Here is a 21,992-nt window from a genome sequence, read left to right as displayed (position 1 = left end):
ATGGTCGAAACCTTACTGGAAGTCCGTAACCTGAGTAAGACCTTTCGCTACCGTACCGGGCTGTTCCATCGTCAGACCGTTGAAGCCGTGAAGCCGCTCAGCTTTACCCTGCGCGAAAAACAGACGCTGGCGATCATCGGTGAGAACGGTTCCGGTAAATCCACGCTGGCGAAGATGCTGGCAGGCATGGTCGAACCCTCCGGCGGCGAAGTGCTGATAGATGACCATCCGCTGGAATTCGGCGATTACTCTTTCCGCAGCCAGCGTATCCGCATGATCTTCCAGGATCCGTCGACATCGCTCAACCCGCGTCAGCGTATTTCGCAAATCCTCGATTTTCCGCTGCGTCTGAATACCGATCTCGAGCCAGAAGCGCGACGCAAACGCGTTTTTGAAACCCTGCGGATGGTTGGGCTGCTGCCCGATCACGAGAGCTATTACCCGCACATGCTCGCCCCCGGCCAGAAACAGCGTCTTGGGCTCGCGCGTGCGCTGATATTGCGCCCGAAAGTGATTATCGCCGACGAAGCGCTCGCCTCGCTGGATATGTCGATGCGGTCGCAGTTAATTAACCTGATGCTCGAATTACAGGAAAAACAGGGTATCTCGTATATCTACGTGACCCAACATCTGGGGATGATGAAACACATCAGCGACCAGGTGATGGTCATGCATCAGGGTGAGGTTGTTGAACGTGGCAGTACCGCAGATGTTATGGCCTCTCCGCTTCATGAACTGACTAAGCGATTGATTGCCGGCCATTTCGGTGAAGCATTAACTGCGGACGCGTGGAGAAAAGATCGCTAGCGCGTTGGTGCAAGGGGCGGATTAACAACGCTCACCACACGCGAAATCCTCGCGGCGTTTTAACGCCCCTTATCCGAAAAAATGCCCCCGGCACACCCATTCCTTTAAGGGTTTAATAGCAGCTCGCGCGCGTTAACCCTTTCCTTTCACTGATGGCGTAACCCGCTTGCAAGCAGGACAAACACCTCAATCGCATGTGGCAACGTCTTCTGCGGATCGTCACTGGCGGCTATCAACAGTGCAGCATTGAGCGCAGCGCCATTTAACAGCTGCGCAGCGACGTTTGCATCCATGTCTTTCAGGACCTTGCATTCAATCATTTTTTCTATGGTCTGACGGGTAGATTCCAGGCAGCTATTCTGGCTGGGCCAGTGGGCCGGGTCCCCCAGAACAGCCGGACCATCACGCAGTACAATACGCTGCACTTCCGGATCGAGCGCCATTTTGATGTAAGCGACGCCTTCGGCCAGTAGTCGCTCCCAGTCATTCTCGGCGCTGGCGGCAATTGCCTTCGCCTTTCGTGCCATTTCGCTGTCTATCTGGGCGACCACCGCAGCCAGCAAGCCTTTCTTGTCAGTGAAATTATGGTATAGCGCTCCACGTGTTAACCCCACGCTTGCGGTCAACTCATCCATGGAGGCTGCGGCATAGCCTTTCTCGGCAAAAGCTTTGCGCCCTGCCTGAATCATTTTTTCGCGATTTTCCTGGGCCGTTTCGGCACGGCTTTTTGCAGCCATAAGACGTCCTTGGTTACGTTGTGTTTTTCCGTTTGACATACGTGGCGTATGTGGTTTAGATTTTGACATACGCCCCGTATGTTAATACGACCGCGTGATCTCAACAATACCCCCAATCGAAAAGGAAATGCCATGCACCCACGTGAACCTGTATTTCCCGCTAATCGTCATGCCCTCTATGAAGAACATGGCTATTCTGCTGCCATTCGCTCTGGCGATCTGTTATTTGTCTCAGGCCAGGTTGGAAGCCGCAGCGACGGCACACCTGAAACGGATTTCGGCGCTCAGGTACAACTGGCTTTTGATAATCTCCAGGCTACGCTTTCTGCCGCGGGATGTACGTTTGATGATGTGATCGACGTGACGACGTTTCATACCGATCCTGAAAATCAGTTTTCAACCATCATGGAAGCCAAAAAATTAGCGTTCCCCCGCCCCCCTTATCCGAACTGGACGGCTGTGGGGGTAAACTGGCTTGCGGGCTTTGATTTTGAAATTAAGGTCATTGCCAGAATCCCACCGCAATAACGCGAGTATTTGGCATAAGCCCCACCGGCAATTTATTAATTACGTCATGACGCCACACGCTGTAGATATCGAATGAAAGAAAGTATTAGTAAATATATTCTCACCTGGGTAGAGGAAAATAACTTTTCTATTTTACATATTGATCAACTGGTTAAAGATACCGGGTATAGCAGAAGAACCATCGAAACATGGTTTAAAGAGAAATATCACCTCTCTTTAGGTGAGTACATCCTAAGGAGAAGGCTGAGCCTTGCGGCCATCATGCTCAGAATGACGTCGCTTCCCGTTACGGACATTGCTTATTTATTTCACTACCAAAGCAGCCAGGGGTTTTCAAGAGCCTTTAAAAAGATGACGGGACTCACCCCTTCTGAATACAGAAATGCAAAAGAGTGGGATTTTGATATCCTTCAGCCCTCATTTTTATTAGACGATCTTCAAACACCCAAAATAACACTCTGTGAACTCAATGAGATTTTTCCGTATACCCATGAGATTATAGAGCACGATCATCTTTTTGATACAGCGGTGCACGATGTCACTAAAAAAATCAAAAAACTCCTGCTTGAGAATCGCGATCGGATCCAACAGCTTGCCATAGTGCCGCGCCGACCAGAACGTCTGGGTAAAAGCCGTTCCTATCTGGTAGAAGTCTTAATTTCATATTGTTTAGACAGCACTAAAACAACAAAGAAAGACACACTTTTACTTACCGGAAAATATGCAAAAATGTCCTTTGAAGGCAGCTGGGAATGTTATAGCGCCTATAACAAAATTGCGTTTGTTAAGGCAATGGTGACGAACCGCCTGACGCTGCGCGATGGCATTCATTTAATGCGTTTTAACGCCTGCAGCGATGAGTGCGTTAACTTTGATATTTACATCCCTGTGTTATAACCCCGTTTTTTCTTGCGCGTAAATCACACCGCGGGAGGCGCGCAACGCCGGTTCAGACCGACCCTGCGGCCTGTCTGCACACGGTTCTGTTTTTACCACCGTGCTTGGCCTCATACAGTGCTTCATCCACATCACGAATGATATCGCTACTGTTGACGTTTTCCTGAATGGCTGAGCACACGCCAATACTTAACGTTACCGTCAGGGGCACCGCGTACAGGTTACCCTGCCCGGTGCGTTGCTCAACATTCTTGCGAATACGTTCTGCGACGGCTACGGCCATACTCCTGTCCGTGTCGGGCAACAGCAGGCCAAACTCTTCACCTCCCAGTCTGGCAAAGACGTCATTATCACGAATACTGTCTTTAATAATATCCACGACCGCCAGAATGACGCGGTCCCCCACAGGATGTCCCCAGGTGTCATTAATGGTCTTAAAGTTATCGATATCCAGCATCATAATGCTGGTGCCCTTTTCTGTTCTGAGCATGCGGAGCCGCTGAAGTGCCTCAAAAAAATACTTGCGGTTGAAGATCTGCGTAAGGGGATCGCGGTTAACCCGATCGCCAAAAAATCTCAGCAAGCTGAAGACATGTAACAGTAAGGTACAGATAACAAATAGTTTACTGAACACTTCTACCGCCCGGCTGATATACCAGAGCGACAGGTTATACGTATCGAGTAAGAGCAGGAAAAAGTTATAGGTGATCGCAGAAAGGCACACCACGATGATGCTGTTCCAGACGCCAGATGAAAAGCGTGTCACGTAAGTCATGTAGCAGGCCAGGGCCGACCAGAGAACTATCAGAGCGTTAACGTAGCGGACATCCCAGACAGGATGATACTGATCGGGGCGATACGCGGCTATCGTTAATGTCCAGGTTGGATTGTAGCTGCTCAAAGCATGGGCCAGCACCGGGAACATAACCAGGGGGATTAACGATATTAGCGCCAGCCAGACCTTATTCCGTAATGTGAACCGTCGCCGTGCCGTGTGTTTCTCCACCCATACAGCAAGCCCCAGCAAAAAAATCAAACTTAACTGGCGGAAAAAATAAAATACCGCCGTATCGTTAGTTTTTAGCGTATGGGTTAACCCTGCGTCTTCAGGAAGCTGAATGACGATAATCGTTTCTATGAAATAGATGAGACCGCTCAGAAACGCCATGCTCAGGATTAACAGGGATAAATGAGATCGGTCAGACGCATACTGCATCTGGATAAAAATAGAGATAATGGTATCCAGAAAAAATAGCGCAATCATGACGATCAAATAGGTTGTCATGGGTACCCTGAAACCTGGATTATCATTAACAAAAAAGGAGTTCACCGCGATCATCAGTGCAAACAGCAGCGCACCGGACAGCACGATCATTTTCTCAGCCAACGTAATGTTATTCATGTTCATTAATACCGCATAAATAAAAGACGTGAAACGGCAGAGCGATTTACACCATTCTCTGCTTAACATCGAGGGGCAAACCGGTCAGGCTTGCCACCCTCTTTTCAGATGCTTCAGTTAACCGACCTCAGTCTGTTGAAGTGGATTATCCCGGTCGATGTCGTACCGAACCGGGATATTTCCTACTGCGCTTTACTCACCAGTGAGATCACCCTTACCGGCAAGGCCAGAGGCAACGCTAGCGCCATGTGCTGACATTCACCACATCGCCGTGGCTATTGAAGTCTACATACAGCCGCTTATTGTTCTGAAACGTCTGATAAACCGATTCCGAAAGCGCAAGGCTCGTTGCCAGCTCCGTCTGGCCTGCCACATGAGAGGCAGGAACGGCGAGATTCTGGTGTCTATAGCGGTTATAAAAATAGTTCTTTTTGCTGAGCTTACCGTAGGCGCACCAGCTACCGTCATACCGCATAACGGCATATTTACCGGAAAAATGATATTCCTGTTTTTGGTGCGACGTATTATCCGGTGACAGATAATCAATTATGACTTCAGCCATGTTTTCCCGGCTTTTATCCAGGCCTTCTGGACGCCGTCCCCTGATGGCGATTTCTTTTACCTCCCCACGATGATCAAGCAAAAGTTTTCTCAGTCTTTTGGTCACATCCTGTATCGCAGGATTAAAAATATGATCATATTCCGTCAGGGTATCGTTATAGGAAAACGTCCGCGCCAGCCGACATATCTTCACGTCAGGTTTACGGAGCCCTTCTAATAACAGTGAAGGATGGTAACGCTGGAAGTCCCATATTTCATCGCTTCGATATTGAGACGGTGTTTTCCCGGTCAATTTCTTAAACGCACGGGCAAACCCCTGTCCGCTATGATACTGAAAAATGTGAGCAATTTCGGTCACCGGCAGCGACGTCATCCTTAATAAAGACGCGGCATAGCTCATTCGTCTCCTGAGCATATACTCACCCAGCGACTGGTGGAATTGGTGTTTAAACCAGATTTCGAGCGTCCTTCTGCTGTAACCCGTTTTTACGACCAGCCGATCGATATGCTCCAGAGATAAAATATTATCTTCAACCCAGTCTATAACGTGTTTGTTAATGATTTCTTTCATGTTTTGACTCTAACTGGATTGTAATACGTAAAATCCTCTGAACGGATCATTTTGCGCAAAAACGCCCGCTTCTGGTTGGATGAGGCGAACTGGTCGCGCAGTGATATAATGGACGGATGCCTGTGAAACAGCGTGATAACGCGTTCGCTCACCCCCTTCCATGACATACGTCACGGGCTTTGAGCGAGAAATAGCGTGACACAAGGGGCACTGAGTGGGATATAATTTCGAGCTAATTTCGAATGACTTTGAAATGTTGCCTGTAATGCTATGATTTACAAGGCAAAAAATAAGCAATGAATATAAGGATTAAATCTATGGGTTTTCTTTCCGGTAAGCGCATTCTGGTAACTGGCGTTGCCAGCAAACTGTCCATCGCATACGGCATCGCACAGGCTATGCATCGCGAAGGCGCTGAGCTGGCGTTCACCTACCAGAACGACAAGCTGAAAGGCCGTGTAGAAGAGTTTGCCGCGCAGCTGGGTTCCAGCCTTGTTCTGGAATGCGACGTTGCACAAGACGAAAGCATCGATGGCATGTTTGCTGAACTGGCAAAAGCATGGCCGAAATTCGACGGTTTCGTTCACTCCATCGGCTTCGCTCCTGGCGATCAGCTGGACGGCGACTACGTGAACGCGGTAACCCGTGATGGTTTCAAAATCGCTCACGACATCAGCTCCTACAGCTTCGTGGCAATGGCTAAATCTTGCCGTGCGATGCTGAACCCAGGCGCAGCTCTGCTGACCCTGTCCTATCTGGGCGCAGAACGTGCTATCCCTAACTACAACGTTATGGGTCTGGCTAAAGCGTCTCTGGAAGCAAACGTCCGCTACATGGCGAACGCGATGGGTCCAGAAGGTGTGCGTGTGAACGCTATCTCTGCGGGTCCAATCCGTACCCTGGCTGCTTCCGGTATCAAAGATTTCCGTAAAATGCTGGCGCACTGCGAAGCGGTTACGCCGATTCGTCGTACCGTTACCATTGAAGATGTGGGTAACTCTGCAGCGTTCCTGTGCTCTGACCTTTCCGCGGGTATCTCCGGCGAAGTGGTTCACGTTGACGGCGGCTTCAACATCGCTGCAATGAACGAGCTGGAAATTAAATAAGCTGTGACTCTCTTCCCTCACGGGAAGAGAGTTTTCCTTCCTCCGCCCGACCCCTTCGTTATTCCGTTCAGCTATTTGTTATCACCTAACAATATTTTTCCCCACATCTGCCTTACGCCAGGATATTGATCGCCATTTTGAGATCAAGGAACGCCCATGGAACAACGCCGTTTTTCCGGCAAAGGCCACTGGTACCACGAAACCCAGTCAAACCACGCGCAGACGGATGTTCTGCCTCTGGTGCCCGAAGCCGCTAACGTCGACGATCGTTTTTTGCTCGATTTAGCCCTGCCTGACGAGATTGTCGCCGCCTGTACTGGCTGGCTCACCCCTGCCAGAACCTTATGCCACCTGTTGTTTCCGCTCTCAATCTCCGTTAACCGGCTGCATACGCTCAGCGCCTACGACAGATTGAGTACTGCATTAACGGTCGCGCAGGCCTGTGGCGTCCAACGGTTGTGTAACCACTATGCCGCCCTCCTCGCCCCGCTTCCCGGCCCTGACTCCTCACGCGAAAGTAACCGCCGCCTGGCACAAATCACCCAGTACGCCCGTCAGCTCGCCAGCTCACCTGATGTCATCGATGATAAAGCACAGCAGCAGCTTGATGAAGTGGGCCTGACAACCTACGACATGGTGCTTATTAATCAGATTATCGGCTTTATCGGTTTTCAGGCACGCGTGGTGGCCGTCTTTCAGGCCCTGCTGGGGCATCCTGTACGCTGGCTGCCCGGCCATCATATTCAGCCGCACACGCTGCCAGCTGCTCCTGAGTCCTGGGTGGCGCTTTTACCTGTCGTTGAACTGCGTTATGCCAGCGCGCATCAGCTTGAATCGCTTTCCCGCTGGCAGGCCGAACCCGCCCTTGAAGCGCTGACGCCGGTACTCAGCCATGAGCCCATCCTGCTCGACCTGACGGGTGAGATCCTGGTAAACAGCCATGATGATATTTCTCTTGATTCGCCGGCGCTTTCGGCGGCAATCGACTTGTTGACGCGTTCTCCGGACCGCTTCAGTGCCGCACAGTTCACCCCGCTCACTGAACAAGGACTGCCTGCGGTACGGGCGATAAAACTGCTCACCCGGAGCGCGATGGATGGCTGGCTTGAACGCCTGAAAGTCGCGTTTGGCAAAGGGGAATAACCATACTAATTACCCAAAGACCGCTTGCTGTGACAGTGAGAATCGCGTAAAACTGTCAGCCGCTCAATGGCTACGAAAATAGAACATTATGTTTCAGGACAACCCGCTGCTAGCGCAGCTTAAACAGCAACTGCATTCCCAGACGCCGCGTGCAGAAGGGGTCGTAAAAGCCACGGAAAAGGGCTTTGGCTTCCTTGAAGTTGATGCGCAGAAAAGCTACTTCATTCCGCCACCGCAAATGAAGAAAGTGATGCATGGCGACCGCATTACGGCCGTCATTCATACCGAAAAGGAACGAGAGTCCGCCGAGCCGGAAGAACTGATCGAACCGTTCCTGACCCGCTTCGTGGGCAAGGTCCAGCGAAAAGACGATCGTCTTTCTATCGTGCCGGATCATCCCCTGCTGAAAGATGCCATTCCTTGCCGCGCCGCCCGTGGTGTTGAGCATGATTTCAAAGAAGGTGACTGGGCCGTAGCAGAAATGCGCCGTCATCCTCTGAAAGGCGATCGTGGCTTTTATGCTGAACTGACCCAGTTCATCACCTTTGGCGACGACCATTTCGTGCCATGGTGGGTGACGCTTGCACGCCATAATCTTGAGAAAGAAGCGCCAGACGGCGTAGCGACTGAAATGCAGGACGAAGGCCTGACGCGTCGCGACCTCACTGCCCTGGAGTTTGTCACTATCGACAGCGCCAGCACAGAAGATATGGATGATGCGCTGTATGCGGAAGAGAGCGCTGATGGCAAATTGCATTTGACCGTCGCCATTGCCGATCCCACCGCCTGGATCGTTGAAGGCAGCAAGCTGGACGATATGGCAAAAGTCCGATCGTTCACTAACTACCTGCCGGGCTTCAACATCCCCATGTTGCCGCGCGAACTGTCAGATGACCTCTGCTCACTGCGTCCAAATGAAGTGCGTCCGGTCCTTGCCTGCCGCATGACCATCGCCGCCGATGGTGGGATCGAAGACGATATTGAATTTTTTGCCGCAACCATCGAATCGAAAGCCAAGCTGGCGTATGACAATGTTTCCGACTGGCTTGAGAATACCGGCACCTGGAAACCGGAATCAGACGCGATTGCCGCACAGATCCGCCTGCTGCACCGCATTTGTCTGAACCGCGGCGAGTGGCGTAAAACCCATGCGCTGGTCTTTAAGGATCGTCCGGACTATCGCTTTGTGCTGGGTGAGAAAGGCGAAGTGCTGAATATCGTGGCCGAACCGCGTCGCATTGCGAACCGCATTGTTGAAGAAGCGATGATTTCTGCCAACATTTGTGCCGCTCGCGTCCTGCGTGACAAGCTGGGCTTTGGTATTTACAACGTCCACACCGGTTTTGATCCGGCCAATACCGAAGCGCTGGCGGCCCTGCTGAAGAACCACGATGTGCACGTTGACCCGGAAGAAGTGCTGACGCTGCAGGGCTTCTGTAAGCTGCGCCGCGAGCTGGATGCACAGCCATCCGGTTTCCTCGACAGCCGCATCCGTCGTTTCCAGTCCTTTGCTGAAATCAGCACCGAGCCGGGTCCACACTTTGGCCTCGGCCTGGAAGCCTACGCGACCTGGACGTCACCTATTCGTAAGTATGGCGACATGGTCAACCACCGTCTACTGAAGGCGATCATTAAGGGTGAGTCCATTGCGCGTCCGCAAAATGACACCACCCTGCAGATGGCCGAACGACGTCGCCTGAACCGTATGGCGGAACGTGACGTGGGAGACTGGCTGTACGCACGCTACCTGCAGGATAAAGCGGGTACAGATACTCGCTTCGCCGCAGAAATCATTGATATCAGCCGGGGCGGTATGCGCGTTCGCCTGGTGGATAACGGTGCCGTCGCCTTTATCCCTGCCCCATTCCTGCATGCCGTCCGTGACGAACTGGTCTGCAGCCAGGAAAATGGTACCGTGCAAATCAAAGGTGAAACAGTTTACAAAGTCACAGACGTGATTGACGTACACATCGCTGAAGTTCGCATGGAAACCCGCAGCGTTATCGCGCGCCCAGTCGCCTGATAACCGCTTAAATTGTCGGCCGTTTCCCTTCGGGAAGCGCCGACAATTTTTCTTTTGAACCCCCGCCGCAAAATCATTATTTTTTCGTACTATTTTCAGCGTCTTCCCGCCCAAAATTGCCATAATTATCTACAGTAAAAGAGTGCCGTTATATTCGGTTACGTGAATTTTTATACAATAAATACCCTTTTTCGCCAGACGCGTTTTTTATAAGAAAACCGGGAAAAAACACGACGTTCATTTTGGGGTTGCCGCTGTTTCACAACGGAAAAGTCGACGGCAAATGAATGATTTGTGCGCTAATGAGCAGCTGCGGGAGAAAACATGATGGACGATCTGGAGCAGAATTTGCTGTTTCGTTACATGGGTACGCATAGCCCCTGGTGGCGAATGACAGCTGACAGCAATGCTCTGCACCTTGCCGCCAGCGAAAATGCCGATGTGACTGAGGTGGTGGCGCTGGATGATGAACAAGCCGAACTTATCCGCCAGTTAACCGTCATTACCTCCAGCATCTCCATGACGCTCTCGTTGTACGGCGAAGATGTCCCGGTTCATCTTGTGGGGCGCAAAATAACCCGTAATGAATGGGCCGGCACCGCGTCAGCGTGGAACGATACGCCCTCCGTGGCTCGTGACCTGGCTCAGGGCCTCTCTTTTGCTGAACAGGTTGTCTCTGAAGCCAACTCCGTCATCGTTATTCTCGATCATAACGGCAATATTCAGCGTTTTAACCGGCTGAGTGAAGAATATACCGGTCTGAAAGAACAAGAAGTTATTGGCCAGAACGTGTTCAAGCTGTTTATGAGCCGGAGCGAAGCGGCAGCTTCAAAGCGCAATATCACCGGTTTTTTTCGCAACGGCAGCTCCTACGAGGTCGAACGCTGGATCAAAACGCGTAAAGGGCAACGGCTGTTTTTGTTCAGAAACAAGTTTGTTCATAGTGGCAGCGGCAAAAATGAAATTTTCCTTATCTGTTCCGGCACCGACATTACCGAGGAGCGCCGCGCCCAGGAGCGTCTGCGCGTGCTGGCCAATACCGACACCATCACCGGTTTGCCAAACCGTAACGCGATCCACGAACTGATTTCTGATGCCATCGCCAGCCGCGGTGAAACGCAGGTCGGCGTGGTGTATCTCGACCTGGATAACTTTAAAAAGGTCAACGATGCCTACGGGCATATGTTTGGCGACCAGCTGTTGCAGGCTGTCGCTCTGGCCATTCTGAGCTGTCTGGATGACGGTCAGGTGCTGGCGCGACTTGGCGGCGATGAGTTTATTGTCATGGCCACAGATACCTCTCAGGGCGCTCTGGAAGCCATGGCGTCGCGCATCTTAACCCGTCTGCGCCAGCCGTTCAGAATCGGCCTGATAGAAATTTACACCGGTTGCTCGCTCGGTATCGCCCTCGCCCCGCAGCACGGTAACGACAGGGAAAGCGTCATCCGTAATGCCGATACCGCCATGTACACGGCGAAAGAGAATGGCCGGGGCAAGTTCTGCGTCTTCTCACCCGAGATGAACCAGCGCGTATTTGAATATCTCTGGCTGGATACCAACCTGCGTAAAGCGCTGGATAACGATCAACTTCTGATTCACTACCAGCCTAAAATTACCTGGCGGGGTGAAATCCGAAGTCTTGAAGCGCTGGTGCGCTGGCAGTCGCCGGAACGCGGTTTAATCCCTCCGCTGGAGTTTATTTCTTATGCCGAGGAGTCGGGATTGATTGTCCCGCTGGGCCGCTGGGTGATGCTTGATGTGGTGCGCCAGGTGGCTAAATGGCGCGATAAGGGGATTAACCTGCGCGTGGCGGTCAACGTCTCCGCACGTCAGCTGGCCGACCAGACCATTTTCAGCGATTTAAAGCAGGCGCTGAAGGATCTGGATTTTGAATACTGCCCTATCGACGTTGAACTCACGGAAAGCTGCCTTATCGAAAACGAAGAGCTGGCGCTCTCTGTGATCCAGCAGTTCAGCAAACTTGGCGCGCAAATTCATCTTGATGATTTCGGCACCGGCTACTCGTCTCTGTCGCAGCTGGCGCGGTTCCCTATCGACGCCATTAAACTCGATCAATCCTTCGTCAGGGATATTCATAAACAATCGATCTCCCAGTCTCTGGTGCGGGCCATCGTCGCGGTGGCACAGGCATTAAACCTGCAGGTCATTGCTGAAGGGGTCGAGAGCGCGAAAGAAGACGCCTTTCTGACCAAGAACGGCGTCAACGAACGGCAGGGCTTTCTCTTCGCTAAGCCGATGCCCGCTGCCGCATTCGAGCGATGGCTAAAGCGATATCAGTCGCGAAAACAACGTTAACTGGCTTTGCGTAACGCCCCATGATGGCGGTTTTGCAGCATCACCAGACGCTCCATATAGGCGATATCTTTTGGCTCGAGGCAGAACGCCGCATCAACCCAGTCTTCCGTGATATCCATCAGTTCACTGCGCGGCAGTTGCAGTACCCGGGTTCGGGCGCGCAACATCGCCCTTACCCCGTTCAGCTTCGGCCGCAGCGTGTCGATGAAGGTTCTGACGGAGACGTAGCTCTGCCCGGGCTCAAACAGCACATCGACCAATCCATGCTGTTCGTACCATTCTGCCGTATGCGACTCCCCCTTGTAGATGAGTTCTTCCGCCAGTTTCATCCCTGCCCGACGTGCGACCAGCGAATATGCCCCCATGCCCGGGAACAGGTTGAAGGCAATTTCCGGGAAGCCCAGACGGGCATCGCGCTGAGAGAGAACAAAATGGTGTGCCAGCGCAGCCTCAAACCCACCGCCTAGCGCGCTGCCTTCAACCATTGCCAGAGAGACCGCGCCCGTATCAAACCCCCGCGACGCTGCGTGGACACAGTCGACGCAGGCACGTGCATACGCGCGTAACGCTTCACGCCGTCCATTTTGAATGCACTCTACGAAGAACTGTAAATCGCCTCCCGCATTATACATTTCAGGAACCAGTGACCCGGTTACCCAAAAATCGACAAGATACCCGGACTGGCGAACCAGCCAGGAGAGGTTCATGATCTCCTCAATTAACGCATGATTAAAACAAGGACGAGGTTGCGCCCGCAGCATCATCCAGATGGTGTGCCGCTCTTCCTCGTAGTAGGCTGACAACTGTGTGAAACGTTCAGTATCGGTAAACAGGGTGCAGGTAGGCTGGTTGATAACTGTCATAGTCTAATTCCTCACAGAAAAAGCGCCTTGCGCGCAGTTTTAGACTAATCCACTCATTAAGCCCGCAGCATGTGGGGGAATAAATTTATCACTTTCATTTATGTAATTTAGTTATTGCATTTTTTCCCTTCTCTTTTGATCCCATTTTCTGCATCATTGAAAATATTACCTTTTCGCACCTGGGGTGAGATTATGTCTACTATTGATGCACAAGCTGTAGCACAACGTATTGATACCGTGCTGGATATCCTGGTGGCAGGCGATTATCACTCGGCGATCCGTAATCTGGAGATCCTGAAGTCTGAACTTCTTGCTCAGAAGGGTGCTGAAAACGCGCCTGAGAACGGACAGCCAAAAGCGCCGTGGGAAGTTTGATCCTGCTGTTTTCGAACCTGTTTCGCTTTATTAATTGGATGCTATGAATTCCCGACAACAAATCATTTTGCAGATGGTCATTGACCAGGGACGCGTCAGCGTAGTCGATCTCGCTAAAACCACCGGCGTTTCAGAAGTCACCATCCGCCAGGATCTTAACCTGCTGGAGAAACAGAGCTACCTGCGTCGTGCGCATGGATATGCGGTCCCGCTCGATAGCGAGGACGTTGAGACGCGCATGATGAACAACTACGCCCTGAAGCGTGAGCTGGCGGAGTTTGCCGCGTCTTTAGTCAACAATGGCGAGACGGTGTTTATCGAAAACGGCAGTAGCAATGCCTTACTGGCGCGTACGCTTGCCGAACAGAAAGACGTTACTATCATCACGGTCAGTAGCTATATCGCGCACCTGCTCAAAGAGACCCGCTGCGAGGTGATCCTGCTGGGCGGCATTTACCAGAAAAAAAGCGAAAGCATGGTTGGCCCCCTGACCCGCCAGTATGTTCAGCAGGTCCATTTCAGTAAGGCCTTTATTGGTATTGATGGCTGGCAGCCAGAAACGGGCTTCACCGGCCGCGATATGATGCGTTCTGATGTGGTGAATGCGGTGCTGGAAAAAGAGTGTGAGGCCATTGTGCTGACTGATAGCTCAAAATTTGGCGCCGTTCACCCTTATACCATGGGGCCAGTCTCTCGCTTTAGCCGCGTAATTACCGACGAACGTTTGAGCGATGAGCATCGTATTAAACTGGAAGATGACGGTCTTATCGTCAATATTATTAAAAAGTCGTCCTGAGTCCTTTAAGCGCCCGAATGTCGGGCGCCTATGTCCCTACTGTCTGAGATGATTCCTAACCCTCCTTTAAGAGTTTTTACCTGTTTAACCCGCCTTAAAGTCGTAAAATTAATGTTAGCGATATAACAGGAAGTGACTATCACCTGCGTGATTACGTAACGCCTGCGCGACCAGCTTTCACGGAAAACAGTTTTCAAGTATTCAATTCGTCTATACTTAAAGCGTAGCTCTTTCCGTGAATCGATAATTCAGGAGAAAGTATTATGACCTTAACCAGCAAAAAATTAGCCGCCGCTGTTCTGGCAATCACTGTAGCAATGTCCCTGAGCGCTTGCTCTAACTGGTCTAAACGTGACCGCAACACCGCAATTGGTGCCGGTGCTGGTGCTCTGGGCGGTGCGGTATTAACAGATGGTAGTACGCTGGGTACATTAGGTGGCGCTGCTGTCGGTGGTATTATCGGTCACCAGGTCGGCAAATAATTATTAAATAAGCCTTCACCGGTACTGCGATATTAGAACGCATTTCAGGTCTGACTTACGCACGTAAAAAAAAGAGCCACGGCAAATGCCGTGGCTCATCTATTTTAGCCGCCCGCCAGTTTCACTTTCATGCCTTTGGCTTCGAGCAGGGATTTAATTAAATCACGTTTATCGCCCTGGATTTCGATAATACCGTCTTTCACGGCACCACCGCAGCCACATTTCTTTTTCAGATCGGCGGCCAGCTTAACCAGTTCCGCGTCGTCAAGATCAATGCCGGAGATAAGGCATACGCCCTTACCTTTACGCCCACTGGTTTGACGCTGGATACGAACAATACCGTCCCCCTTCGGGCGCTCGGCTTTCGCTTTTGGTTCGTCTATACGCCCACTTTCTGTTGAGTAGACCAGACGACTGTTTGAATCAGTCATTATGCCCCCTTTTTCAGTGATGCATTGATCGCTTTGAGCGTCTCTGACGGCTTAGCAGACTGCGTCACAGGACGCCCAATGACCATATAGTCTACCCCTGCCGCCAGCGCCTGTTCAGGCGTCATAATGCGACGCTGATCGCCTGCCTCGCTGCCGACCGGGCGGATACCTGGGGTAACGAGTTTGAAAGCCTGGCCCAGTTCTGATTTGAAACGCACGGCTTCCTGCGCGGAACAGACGACACCATCAAGCCCGCAATTTTGCGTCAGGCGCGCGAGACGCTCTGCATACTCAGCAGGTGACAACGTCACGCCGAGATCGCGTAAATCACTCTCATCCATACTGGTCAGCACGGTAACCGCAATCAGCAACGGTGCGTCGCTGCCGAACGGCAGGAGCGCTTCACGGGCCGCGGTCATCATTCTTGCCCCACCCGATGCATGCACATTGACCATCCACACCCCCAGTTCTGCAGCAGCAGCCACGGCGTGCGCGGTGGTATTCGGGATATCGTGGAATTTAAGGTCGAGGAAAACGTCAAAACCGCGCTGTTGCAGGTCGCGTACGATTTGCGGTCCAAACAGCGTGAACATCTCTTTGCCAACTTTCAGACGGCAGTCGCGAGGGTCTATACCGTCGACAAAGGCCAGTGCCGCGTCACGTTTATTGTAATCAAGCGCAACAACAACAGGAGAATCAGTAATTACGCGGGAAGCGGAGGAAGTAACAGACGTCATGACCAGCCCTTTTCGTCTATGGGCGCGCAGCGGCGCGGAACAGATAAACGGCGAGCATTCTACCTGCCAGCGCTGCAAATTGACAGGATCGATTTACTCTCCTGCCTGGCCGGCAAACCGCACGGACTCGATGGGTTCTGAAAACCTATCAGTATGTTGTAACTAAAATAGATCGTTTTTAAAAATTACTGCCCATCAAGGCCACGGATTGGCTTGATGGTCGACCATGCCCGGCATGAAGGACAGTGCCAGTACAGCGTATACGCCGTAAACCCACACTTCTGGCAACGATAGCGCGGTTTGCTTCGTACCTGCTCGCCTACCATGTCGCGCAGTACCATCAGGCTCTCTTTGGCGCGCCCTTCCTCTGCATCGTTGAGGTGGTAGTCCATCAGCTTATGGAATACCCGCATGGTCGGATGACGCTGCAGCTGACGCGTAATATAGACCTGCGCTGTATCACTGCCCTCATACTGCTCAACCACGTCCGAGAGCATCAGTTCGGCAGTCGCGCCGGTGTTCTCTTCCACGCAACGACGCAGGAACGCTACCCATTCATCCTGCTTATCCAGTTGTTGATAGCAGGTTTGCAGCATGTCGAGGGTTTCACTGACCAGCTCTTTATCCTGGTCAATAACCCGCAACAGGCTCTCTACAGCTTTGGCATAGTCGCCGTTCGCCATAAAGACGCGCCCCATCATGATGGAGATACGCGCGCTGTTACGGTCAGCGGCGGCACCCTTTTTAAGCAACGCCATGGCTTTGTCCATATCGTCGTTGCCCATTTGCTGAAGGGCCAGTTCACAGTAGAAGTGGGCTATCTCAACTCGCTGCTTATCTTTGCCCAGCTTCACCAGACGCTCGGCCGTATCAATGGCTTTCTGCCAGTCACTGGTGGCCTGATAAATCTGCAGCAGCTGCTGCAAGGCACTGACGCGGAAATCCGTTTCATCCACCAGCTGCGAGAACATGTCTTCTGCACGGTCGTACAGCCCCGCCGCCATGTAATCACGGCCCAGCTGTTGTACCGCCAGCAGGCGTTGATCGTAGGTCAACGAGGCGCTTTCCATAAGGGTCTGGTGAATACGAATGGCGCGGTCAACCTCTCCGCGCGAGCGGAACAGGTTTCCCAGGGTGAGATGCGCTTCAACGGTGCCCGTATCCTCTTTGAGCATATCGAGGAACAGGTCTACTGCTTTGTCCTGTTGATTGCTCAGGAGGAAGTTCACCCCAGCAACGTAGTCGCGGGAGAGTCGGTTAGCCTCATCCTGTTTTGTTTGTTGCGCACTTCTGCGGCCCATATACCAGCCATAGGCTGCGGCTACAGGCAAAAGCAGAAACAACAACTCCAGCATAGTCGATTATTCCTTGACGACCGGCACACCAGAGCTTTCCGGAATGTCGGACGCAGGCGCAATTTGATGTTCGAGTCGTTTAATTTTACGTTCAGCGCGTGCAAGTGAAACACGAACTTTCAACCAGAAAAGACCGCATACCAGCCAGCCAATCGCAAAGCCCGCGGCGAATAAAACCGCCAGAAGGCTCGATACACGATACTCGCCCTGCGCCAGCAGATAGTTAAACGTCACCTGTTGATCGTTTTGTGCACCCAATGTGACTGAAATGACAAAAATCGCCAATACCAGTAAGAAAATGAGTAAATATTTCACATTACTTCCCGTTATGTGGTTCAAGCGAATAAAGTGTGTTCAACTCACCGCAATCAGCCTTATAAACTACCATTTTAGTGACGTGCGCGAAACGGAAAAAGTGACGCGCCAGTCATGGATTTATGGGCAAAACACGGAATATCAACCGTCAGGCGTCGCTTTGGTCCCTTTCGGCGATCTCTTCTTCCTCGACAGGCGGTGGCGTTAACGGACCGCAGATGCGTTCAGCAAGCCATGTTGCCAGCGTCACAAGCAGCCATGAGATCAGCGTAGCCACCACCAAATCCAGCGGCCAGTGCATCCCCAGCAGCAAACGACTGCCCATCACCCCTGTGGCCCAGACTAGTAAAATCGCGATCGTGACCGTACGTCGCCGTGGCCAAAGCAGCCCTACTCCCAGTAACGCCCAACTGGCGGCAAACATGGTATGGCCGGAAGGAAAAGCAAACCCGGTCTCTTTTTGCCAGTGTTTACGTAAGAACTTCGGGATATCCTGCTGTTCCGCAAGCTGTTCTTTGACCAGCGCACCACGATCTTTACGTTTTAAATTGTAGAACTCATCCACCGGAACATGGTGTGCTTTTTCCAGCCAGACGACAAAAGGACGCGGCTCCTGGACGTGATCTTTAACCCAGGACTTCACACCCTGACCGATGAGGATCGCCCCACCGAGTATCGCAAAGAGCATCAGCGCCGCACGCAGACGAAAGCGCAAACACCACAGAAACCAGGCGCAAAGGATCACATGCGTGATAATTCCCCACGGCTGGGTGACCGTCTCCGTTATCCAGTATAATGTTTTCAGCCATGTGGCGTTCTGCCCCGGCTGCCACATCCAGCCTGAGACCCATACGGCCAGCGGCATAATAAGTAGAATGGCCGCACCTGCTGCCGTACGTCTGGCGATTGAAAGCATGTCTTCTCCTTTTTCGCTAAGCACCACAATCATAACTGAAATTCATCTGTTGGGTGGATATGTCGGATCGTGCGTTTAACGTCCATATAGCATGGCGCCCATTAGGCGAACGTGCTGAGCTTGTGGCAAAATGAACAGATACAGAAAGCCAAACAGGCGAAAGGCACGAAACGTGTCAGCCTACTCTGGAGAATCACATGCAGCTTAAACGTGTGGCAGAAGCCAAACTGCCAACCCCATGGGGCGATTTCCTGATGGTGGGATTTGAAGAACTGGCAACCGGACAGGATCATGTCGCGCTGGTGTTCGGTGACATTTCAGGACAGACGCCGGTACTCTCTCGCGTACATTCGGAGTGTCTGACTGGCGATGCCTTGTTCAGCCTGCGCTGTGATTGCGGTTTCCAGCTTGAAGCAGCCCTTTCTCACATCGCTGAAGAAGGTCGTGGGGTGCTGCTTTATCACCGTCAGGAAGGTCGTAATATTGGCCTGCTGAATAAAATCCGCGCCTACGCGCTGCAGGATCAGGGATACGATACGGTTGAAGCGAACCACCAGCTCGGGTTTGCCGCCGATGAGCGCGACTTTACCCTGTGCGCCGATATGTTCAAGCTTCTTGGGGTAGATGAGGTCCGTCTGCTGACCAATAACCCGAAAAAGGTGGAAATCCTGACCGAAGCGGGGATCAATATCGTCGAACGTGTTCCGCTGATTGTCGGCCGTAACCCGAAAAACGCCCACTATCTTGATACCAAAGCCGCCAAAATGGGTCACCTCCTGAGCGAGTGATCGCGAGATGCCCGGCATCGCCATCGCGAGCCGGGCTGAGTGCGTCAATCCAGCATTTTACGAATTACGTAATGTAATATGCCGTCGTTCTGGTAGTAAGTCAGCTCGGTTGCCGTATCAATGCGACACCGGCATTCAAGCACTTCCGTTTTACCGTCTGCTCGCGTTAACGTCACCGGAACCGTTTTACCCGGCTGCAGGTTTTGCAGACCACTAATATCAATCTGCTCTTCCCCGGTCAGCCCCAGCGTTTTACGGGTGACGCCCTGCGGGAACTCTAGCGGCAGGATCCCCATCCCGATAAGATTCGAACGGTGAATACGCTCGAAAGATTCGGCAATGACCACGCGTACCCCAAGCAGGCGCGGACCTTTCGCTGCCCAGTCTCGACTGGAGCCGGAGCCGTACTCTTTACCGGCAATCACCGCCAGCGGCGTGCCTTCCTGTTGGTATTTGACGGCGGCATCATAAATCGAAACCACTTCCGTGCCAGGTAAATGACGCGTCATGCCCCCTTCCACGCCTGGAACCATTTCGTTGCGGATGCGGATGTTGGCAAACGTCCCGCGCATCATCACTTCGTGGTTACCACGACGCGATCCGTAGGAGTTGAAGTCCCGGCGTTCCACCCCACGGCTTTGCAGATAGCGGCCTGCCGGACTGTCGGCTTTGATACTGCCCGCCGGCGAGATGTGGTCCGTGGTAACGGAATCGCCCAGCATCGCCAGAATACGCGCCCCGTGGATATCCTTAAGCGGAGCAGGTTCAGCCAGCATGTCATCGAAGAACGGTGACAGACGAATATAGGTCGAATCATCCTGCCAGTCATAGGTATCCGAGCCCACGACGTTAATTGTTTTCCATTCCGGTGTGCCTTCAAACACTTCCGCATACTCTTTGCGGAACATTTCGGTTGAGACCTTTTCAACGGCTCGCGCGATGTCGCGTGAAGACGGCCAGATATCTTTCAGGTAAACAGGCTCGTTCTTGCGATCGTGACCAATCGGGTCTGTCGTGAGATTGATATTCATGTTTCCCGCCAGCGCGTAAGCCACAACCAGCGGCGGCGAGGCCAGCCAGTTGGTTTTCACCAGCGGATGAATACGCCCTTCAAAGTTGCGGTTACCGGAAAGAACCGCACCCACGGTAAGATCGCCCTGCTTGATCGCCGTTTCAATCGGCTCAGGCAGCGGACCGGAGTTACCGATACAGGTAGTACATCCGTAACCCACGAGGTTAAAGCCCAGCTCGTCAAGGTACGGGGTGAGTTTTGCCTGCGCCAGGTAATCTGAAACCACTTTAGAGCCCGGGGCCAGCGAAGCCTTAACCCACGGCTGCGGTTTCAGTCCAAGCTCAACGGCTTTTTTGGCCAACAGTCCCGCGGCCATCAAAACGCTTGGGTTCGAGGTGTTGGTGCAGGAGGTGATAGCGGCAATAACCACCGCGCCATCCGGAAGTTGATACTGATGTCCGTTCAGGACATAGTCTATTGGACGGTGATCTTTTTTCGCGACATTGACTTCCAGTTCATTGCTGGCGGCAAAAGCTTTCGGCACGTCCGGTAACGCGACCCGATCCTGCGGGCGTTTTGGCCCGGCAAGGCTCGCCTCGACGCTTCCCATATCCAGCTCAAGCGTGCTGGTAAATACCGGCTCATCACCCGGGTTTCGCCACATCCCCTGCGCTTTAGTGTAGGCCTCGACCAGCGCGACCTGCTCTTCACTGCGACCACTCAGGCGCATATATTCCAGCGTGACGTCATCGATGGGGAAGAAGCCACAGGTCGCGCCATATTCCGGCGCCATATTGGCGATCGTGGCGCGATCGGCCAGCGGCAGCGAATCCAGTCCGTCACCGTAGAATTCAACAAATTTACCCACCACCCCATGCTTACGCAGCATCTGGGTGACGGTTAACACCAGGTCGGTCGCGGTAATGCCTTCCGACAGCTTACCGGTGAGCTTGAAGCCCACCACATCAGGAATGAGCATCGACACCGGCTGACCAAGCATAGCCGCTTCCGCTTCAATACCCCCGACGCCCCACCCCAGCACACCGAGGCCGTTAATCATGGTGGTATGTGAATCCGTCCCGACCAGCGTATCCGGATAAGCCACCCACTCTTTATCCTGCAATTCACTCCAGACGGCTTTGCCCAGATATTCGAGGTTAACCTGATGGCAAATACCGGTTCCAGGCGGAACCACGCTAAAGCGGCTGAACGCCTGTTGCCCCCATTTCAGAAAGACATAGCGCTCGTGGTTACGTTCCATCTCCAGACGTACGTTTTCACCAAAAGCGTCATCATTACCAAAGTGGTCAACGGTCACGGAGTGGTCAATCACGAGGTCAACGGGAGAAAGCGGATTCACTTTTGCCGTATCGCCACCGAGGCGCTTAACGGCTTCGCGCATGGCGGCTAAATCAACCACGGCGGGAACACCGGTAAAGTCCTGCATCAGGACCCTCGCCGGGCGATAGGCTATTTCTCTGTCGGCATGGGCACTCTTCAGCCACCCCGCCAGCGCCTGGATATCCTCGAGGGTGACGGAATCGCCATCCTGCCAGCGTAAGAGGTTTTCCAGCAAAACTTTCAAGGACTTGGGTAAACGCGAAATGTCCCCAAGCGTTCTGGCAGCCAGTGGCAGGCTATAGTAATGCCAGGTTTTGTTTTCTGCCTGTAATGTGTCCTTACTGGCTTCGCGTAGGGTTAACGACATAAGCTCCTCCTTAATTACAGAGATGTCCTGACAATCATCAGGGCTGTAATTAAAGATAACACAAAGATGTCGTAACGTTTTGATAACAACCCGAATTGATAAATTTAGGAATGGTCCAGTGAA

21 protein-coding genes are annotated in these 21,992 nt (G+C 52.4%); 11 read left to right on the top strand and 10 right to left on the bottom strand.

From position 1 onward, the window contains the following. Positions 1 to 807 (top strand): putrescine export ABC transporter ATP-binding protein SapF, encoded by an 807-nt coding sequence (gene sapF / locus F8561_RS10995; RefSeq protein WP_014170351.1) that lies wholly within the window; start codon positions 1 to 3, stop codon positions 805 to 807. 146 nt (positions 808 to 953) lie between these two features. On the opposite strand, the gene F8561_RS10990 is transcribed toward sapF, so the two are convergent. Continuing rightward, complete coding sequence (locus tag F8561_RS10990) at positions 954 to 1,544, bottom strand: TetR/AcrR family transcriptional regulator (RefSeq protein ID WP_047356763.1); 591 nt, start codon at positions 1,542 to 1,544, stop codon at positions 954 to 956. A gap of 132 nt (positions 1,545 to 1,676) precedes the next feature. Here F8561_RS10990 and F8561_RS10985 point away from each other — a divergent pair, with 132 nt between their 5' ends. Further along, positions 1,677 to 2,072: a RidA family protein gene (locus F8561_RS10985; RefSeq protein WP_020882451.1), complete on the top strand. Its 396-nt coding sequence runs from the start codon at positions 1,677 to 1,679 to the stop codon at positions 2,070 to 2,072. 72 nt (positions 2,073 to 2,144) lie between these two features. Then, positions 2,145 to 2,969 carry a helix-turn-helix domain-containing protein gene (locus F8561_RS10980; RefSeq protein WP_151887442.1) on the top strand — a complete coding sequence of 275 codons (825 nt, stop codon included), beginning with the start codon at positions 2,145 to 2,147 and terminating at the stop codon, positions 2,967 to 2,969. Positions 2,970 to 3,021: 52 nt separating this feature from the next. Here the strand turns inward: F8561_RS10980 and F8561_RS10975 are convergent, their stop codons facing one another. Together F8561_RS10975 and F8561_RS10970 are read right to left on the bottom strand one after the other, a co-directional pair. Then, positions 3,022 to 4,371: a GGDEF domain-containing protein gene (locus F8561_RS10975; RefSeq protein WP_134178752.1), complete on the bottom strand. Its 1,350-nt coding sequence runs from the start codon at positions 4,369 to 4,371 to the stop codon at positions 3,022 to 3,024. 238 nt (positions 4,372 to 4,609) lie between these two features. Further along, positions 4,610 to 5,503: a helix-turn-helix domain-containing protein gene (locus F8561_RS10970; protein WP_014170357.1), complete on the bottom strand. Its 894-nt coding sequence runs from the start codon at positions 5,501 to 5,503 to the stop codon at positions 4,610 to 4,612. Positions 5,504 to 5,820: 317 nt separating this feature from the next. Between F8561_RS10970 and fabI the strand changes: the two genes are divergently transcribed. The 4 genes from fabI to pdeR all read left to right on the top strand — a co-directional run bounded on the left by fabI (position 5,821) and on the right by pdeR (position 12,091). Continuing rightward, a complete protein-coding gene (gene fabI, locus F8561_RS10965; protein WP_020882447.1) occupies positions 5,821 to 6,609 on the top strand; it encodes an enoyl-ACP reductase FabI in 789 nt (262 codons plus the stop codon). Between the two features lie 156 nt (positions 6,610 to 6,765). Further along, positions 6,766 to 7,752 carry a CMD domain-containing protein gene (locus F8561_RS10960; RefSeq protein WP_014170359.1) on the top strand — a complete coding sequence of 329 codons (987 nt, stop codon included), beginning with the start codon at positions 6,766 to 6,768 and terminating at the stop codon, positions 7,750 to 7,752. Positions 7,753 to 7,840: 88 nt separating this feature from the next. Further along, on the top strand, positions 7,841 to 9,775 hold the full coding sequence (locus tag F8561_RS10955; protein ID WP_059306770.1) for an exoribonuclease II: 1,935 nt from the start codon (positions 7,841 to 7,843) through the stop codon (positions 9,773 to 9,775). 324 nt (positions 9,776 to 10,099) lie between these two features. Then, positions 10,100 to 12,091, top strand: coding sequence for a cyclic di-GMP phosphodiesterase (gene pdeR, locus F8561_RS10950; RefSeq protein ID WP_014170361.1), 1,992 nt, complete (start codon positions 10,100 to 10,102; stop codon positions 12,089 to 12,091). On the opposite strand, the gene F8561_RS10945 is transcribed toward pdeR, so the two are convergent. After that, on the bottom strand, positions 12,088 to 12,954 hold the full coding sequence (locus F8561_RS10945) for a crotonase/enoyl-CoA hydratase family protein (protein ID WP_014170362.1): 867 nt from the start codon (positions 12,952 to 12,954) through the stop codon (positions 12,088 to 12,090). The two genes, pdeR and F8561_RS10945, sit on opposite strands and share 4 nt — an antisense overlap. 192 nt (positions 12,955 to 13,146) lie before the next feature. Here F8561_RS10945 and F8561_RS10940 point away from each other — a divergent pair, with 192 nt between their 5' ends. The 3 genes from F8561_RS10940 (at position 13,147) to osmB (ending at position 14,607) form a co-directional block, all read left to right on the top strand. Next, a complete protein-coding gene (locus F8561_RS10940) occupies positions 13,147 to 13,329 on the top strand; it encodes a hypothetical protein (RefSeq protein WP_025204000.1) in 183 nt (60 codons plus the stop codon). Positions 13,330 to 13,372: 43 nt separating this feature from the next. Beyond that, complete coding sequence (locus F8561_RS10935) at positions 13,373 to 14,125, top strand: DNA-binding transcriptional regulator YciT (protein ID WP_020882444.1); 753 nt, start codon at positions 13,373 to 13,375, stop codon at positions 14,123 to 14,125. Between the two features lie 263 nt (positions 14,126 to 14,388). Continuing rightward, positions 14,389 to 14,607 (top strand): osmotically-inducible lipoprotein OsmB, encoded by a 219-nt coding sequence (osmB, locus tag F8561_RS10930; protein WP_008501216.1) that lies wholly within the window; start codon positions 14,389 to 14,391, stop codon positions 14,605 to 14,607. A 104-nt stretch (positions 14,608 to 14,711) separates the two neighbouring features. On the opposite strand, the gene yciH is transcribed toward osmB, so the two are convergent. From yciH to pgpB, 5 genes are all read right to left on the bottom strand, one after another. Continuing rightward, entirely contained in the window at positions 14,712 to 15,038 is a 327-nt protein-coding gene (gene yciH / locus F8561_RS10925) for a stress response translation initiation inhibitor YciH (RefSeq protein ID WP_014170365.1), read from the bottom strand. Then, positions 15,038 to 15,775 carry an orotidine-5'-phosphate decarboxylase gene (gene pyrF, locus F8561_RS10920; protein WP_113656343.1) on the bottom strand — a complete coding sequence of 246 codons (738 nt, stop codon included), beginning with the start codon at positions 15,773 to 15,775 and terminating at the stop codon, positions 15,038 to 15,040. Before pyrF ends, yciH begins: the two co-directional genes overlap by 1 nt. Positions 15,776 to 15,960: 185 nt before the next feature. After that, positions 15,961 to 17,130, bottom strand: a complete 1,170-nt coding sequence (gene lapB, locus F8561_RS10915) for a lipopolysaccharide assembly protein LapB (RefSeq protein WP_014170367.1) — start codon at positions 17,128 to 17,130, stop codon at positions 15,961 to 15,963. A gap of 6 nt (positions 17,131 to 17,136) precedes the next feature. Beyond that, the gene (locus F8561_RS10910; protein WP_013096374.1) at positions 17,137 to 17,445 is read right to left on the bottom strand and encodes a LapA family protein; all 309 of its coding nucleotides are present in this window, start codon (positions 17,443 to 17,445) and stop codon (positions 17,137 to 17,139) included. Between the two features lie 148 nt (positions 17,446 to 17,593). Beyond that, positions 17,594 to 18,361 (bottom strand): phosphatidylglycerophosphatase B, encoded by a 768-nt coding sequence (pgpB, locus tag F8561_RS10905; protein ID WP_151887441.1) that lies wholly within the window; start codon positions 18,359 to 18,361, stop codon positions 17,594 to 17,596. A 197-nt stretch (positions 18,362 to 18,558) separates the two neighbouring features. Between pgpB and ribA the strand changes: the two genes are divergently transcribed. Then, complete coding sequence (gene ribA / locus F8561_RS10900) at positions 18,559 to 19,149, top strand: GTP cyclohydrolase II (RefSeq protein WP_003856813.1); 591 nt, start codon at positions 18,559 to 18,561, stop codon at positions 19,147 to 19,149. Between the two features lie 44 nt (positions 19,150 to 19,193). On the opposite strand, the gene acnA is transcribed toward ribA, so the two are convergent. Beyond that, complete coding sequence (gene acnA / locus F8561_RS10895; protein ID WP_138013898.1) at positions 19,194 to 21,869, bottom strand: aconitate hydratase AcnA; 2,676 nt, start codon at positions 21,867 to 21,869, stop codon at positions 19,194 to 19,196. Between the last annotated feature and the right edge of the window lie 123 nt (positions 21,870 to 21,992).

Source organism: Enterobacter sp. 198 (assembly GCF_009025585.1).
Classification (GTDB): domain Bacteria; phylum Pseudomonadota; class Gammaproteobacteria; order Enterobacterales; family Enterobacteriaceae; genus Enterobacter; species Enterobacter ludwigii.
This window is presented reverse-complemented; position numbering and strand designations above follow the sequence as displayed.

Bases quoted from the DNA above. Each gene is read 5' to 3' on its own strand.
- F8561_RS10960 (WP_014170359.1), top strand. From the start codon at position 6,766: ATGGAACAACGCCGTTTTTCCGGCAAAGGCCACTGGTACCACGAAACC.
- F8561_RS10970 (WP_014170357.1), bottom strand. From the start codon at position 5,503: ATGAAAGAAATCATTAACAAACACGTTATAGACTGGGTTGAAGATAAT.
- lapB (WP_014170367.1), bottom strand. From the start codon at position 17,130: ATGCTGGAGTTGTTGTTTCTGCTTTTGCCTGTAGCCGCAGCCTATGGC.
- F8561_RS10955 (WP_059306770.1), top strand. From the start codon at position 7,841: ATGTTTCAGGACAACCCGCTGCTAGCGCAGCTTAAACAGCAACTGCAT.
- F8561_RS10975 (WP_134178752.1), bottom strand. From the start codon at position 4,371: ATGAATAACATTACGTTGGCTGAGAAAATGATCGTGCTGTCCGGTGCG.
- ribA (WP_003856813.1), top strand. From the start codon at position 18,559: ATGCAGCTTAAACGTGTGGCAGAAGCCAAACTGCCAACCCCATGGGGC.
- pdeR (WP_014170361.1), top strand. From the start codon at position 10,100: ATGATGGACGATCTGGAGCAGAATTTGCTGTTTCGTTACATGGGTACG.
- acnA (WP_138013898.1), bottom strand. From the start codon at position 21,869: ATGTCGTTAACCCTACGCGAAGCCAGTAAGGACACATTACAGGCAGAA.
- F8561_RS10990 (WP_047356763.1), bottom strand. From the start codon at position 1,544: ATGGCTGCAAAAAGCCGTGCCGAAACGGCCCAGGAAAATCGCGAAAAA.
- yciH (WP_014170365.1), bottom strand. From the start codon at position 15,038: ATGACTGATTCAAACAGTCGTCTGGTCTACTCAACAGAAAGTGGGCGT.
- pgpB (WP_151887441.1), bottom strand. From the start codon at position 18,361: ATGCTTTCAATCGCCAGACGTACGGCAGCAGGTGCGGCCATTCTACTT.
- F8561_RS10940 (WP_025204000.1), top strand. From the start codon at position 13,147: ATGTCTACTATTGATGCACAAGCTGTAGCACAACGTATTGATACCGTG.
- F8561_RS10945 (WP_014170362.1), bottom strand. From the start codon at position 12,954: ATGACAGTTATCAACCAGCCTACCTGCACCCTGTTTACCGATACTGAA.
- osmB (WP_008501216.1), top strand. From the start codon at position 14,389: ATGACCTTAACCAGCAAAAAATTAGCCGCCGCTGTTCTGGCAATCACT.
- sapF (WP_014170351.1), top strand. From the start codon at position 1: ATGGTCGAAACCTTACTGGAAGTCCGTAACCTGAGTAAGACCTTTCGC.
- F8561_RS10935 (WP_020882444.1), top strand. From the start codon at position 13,373: ATGAATTCCCGACAACAAATCATTTTGCAGATGGTCATTGACCAGGGA.
- F8561_RS10980 (WP_151887442.1), top strand. From the start codon at position 2,145: ATGAAAGAAAGTATTAGTAAATATATTCTCACCTGGGTAGAGGAAAAT.
- fabI (WP_020882447.1), top strand. From the start codon at position 5,821: ATGGGTTTTCTTTCCGGTAAGCGCATTCTGGTAACTGGCGTTGCCAGC.
- pyrF (WP_113656343.1), bottom strand. From the start codon at position 15,775: ATGACGTCTGTTACTTCCTCCGCTTCCCGCGTAATTACTGATTCTCCT.
- F8561_RS10985 (WP_020882451.1), top strand. From the start codon at position 1,677: ATGCACCCACGTGAACCTGTATTTCCCGCTAATCGTCATGCCCTCTAT.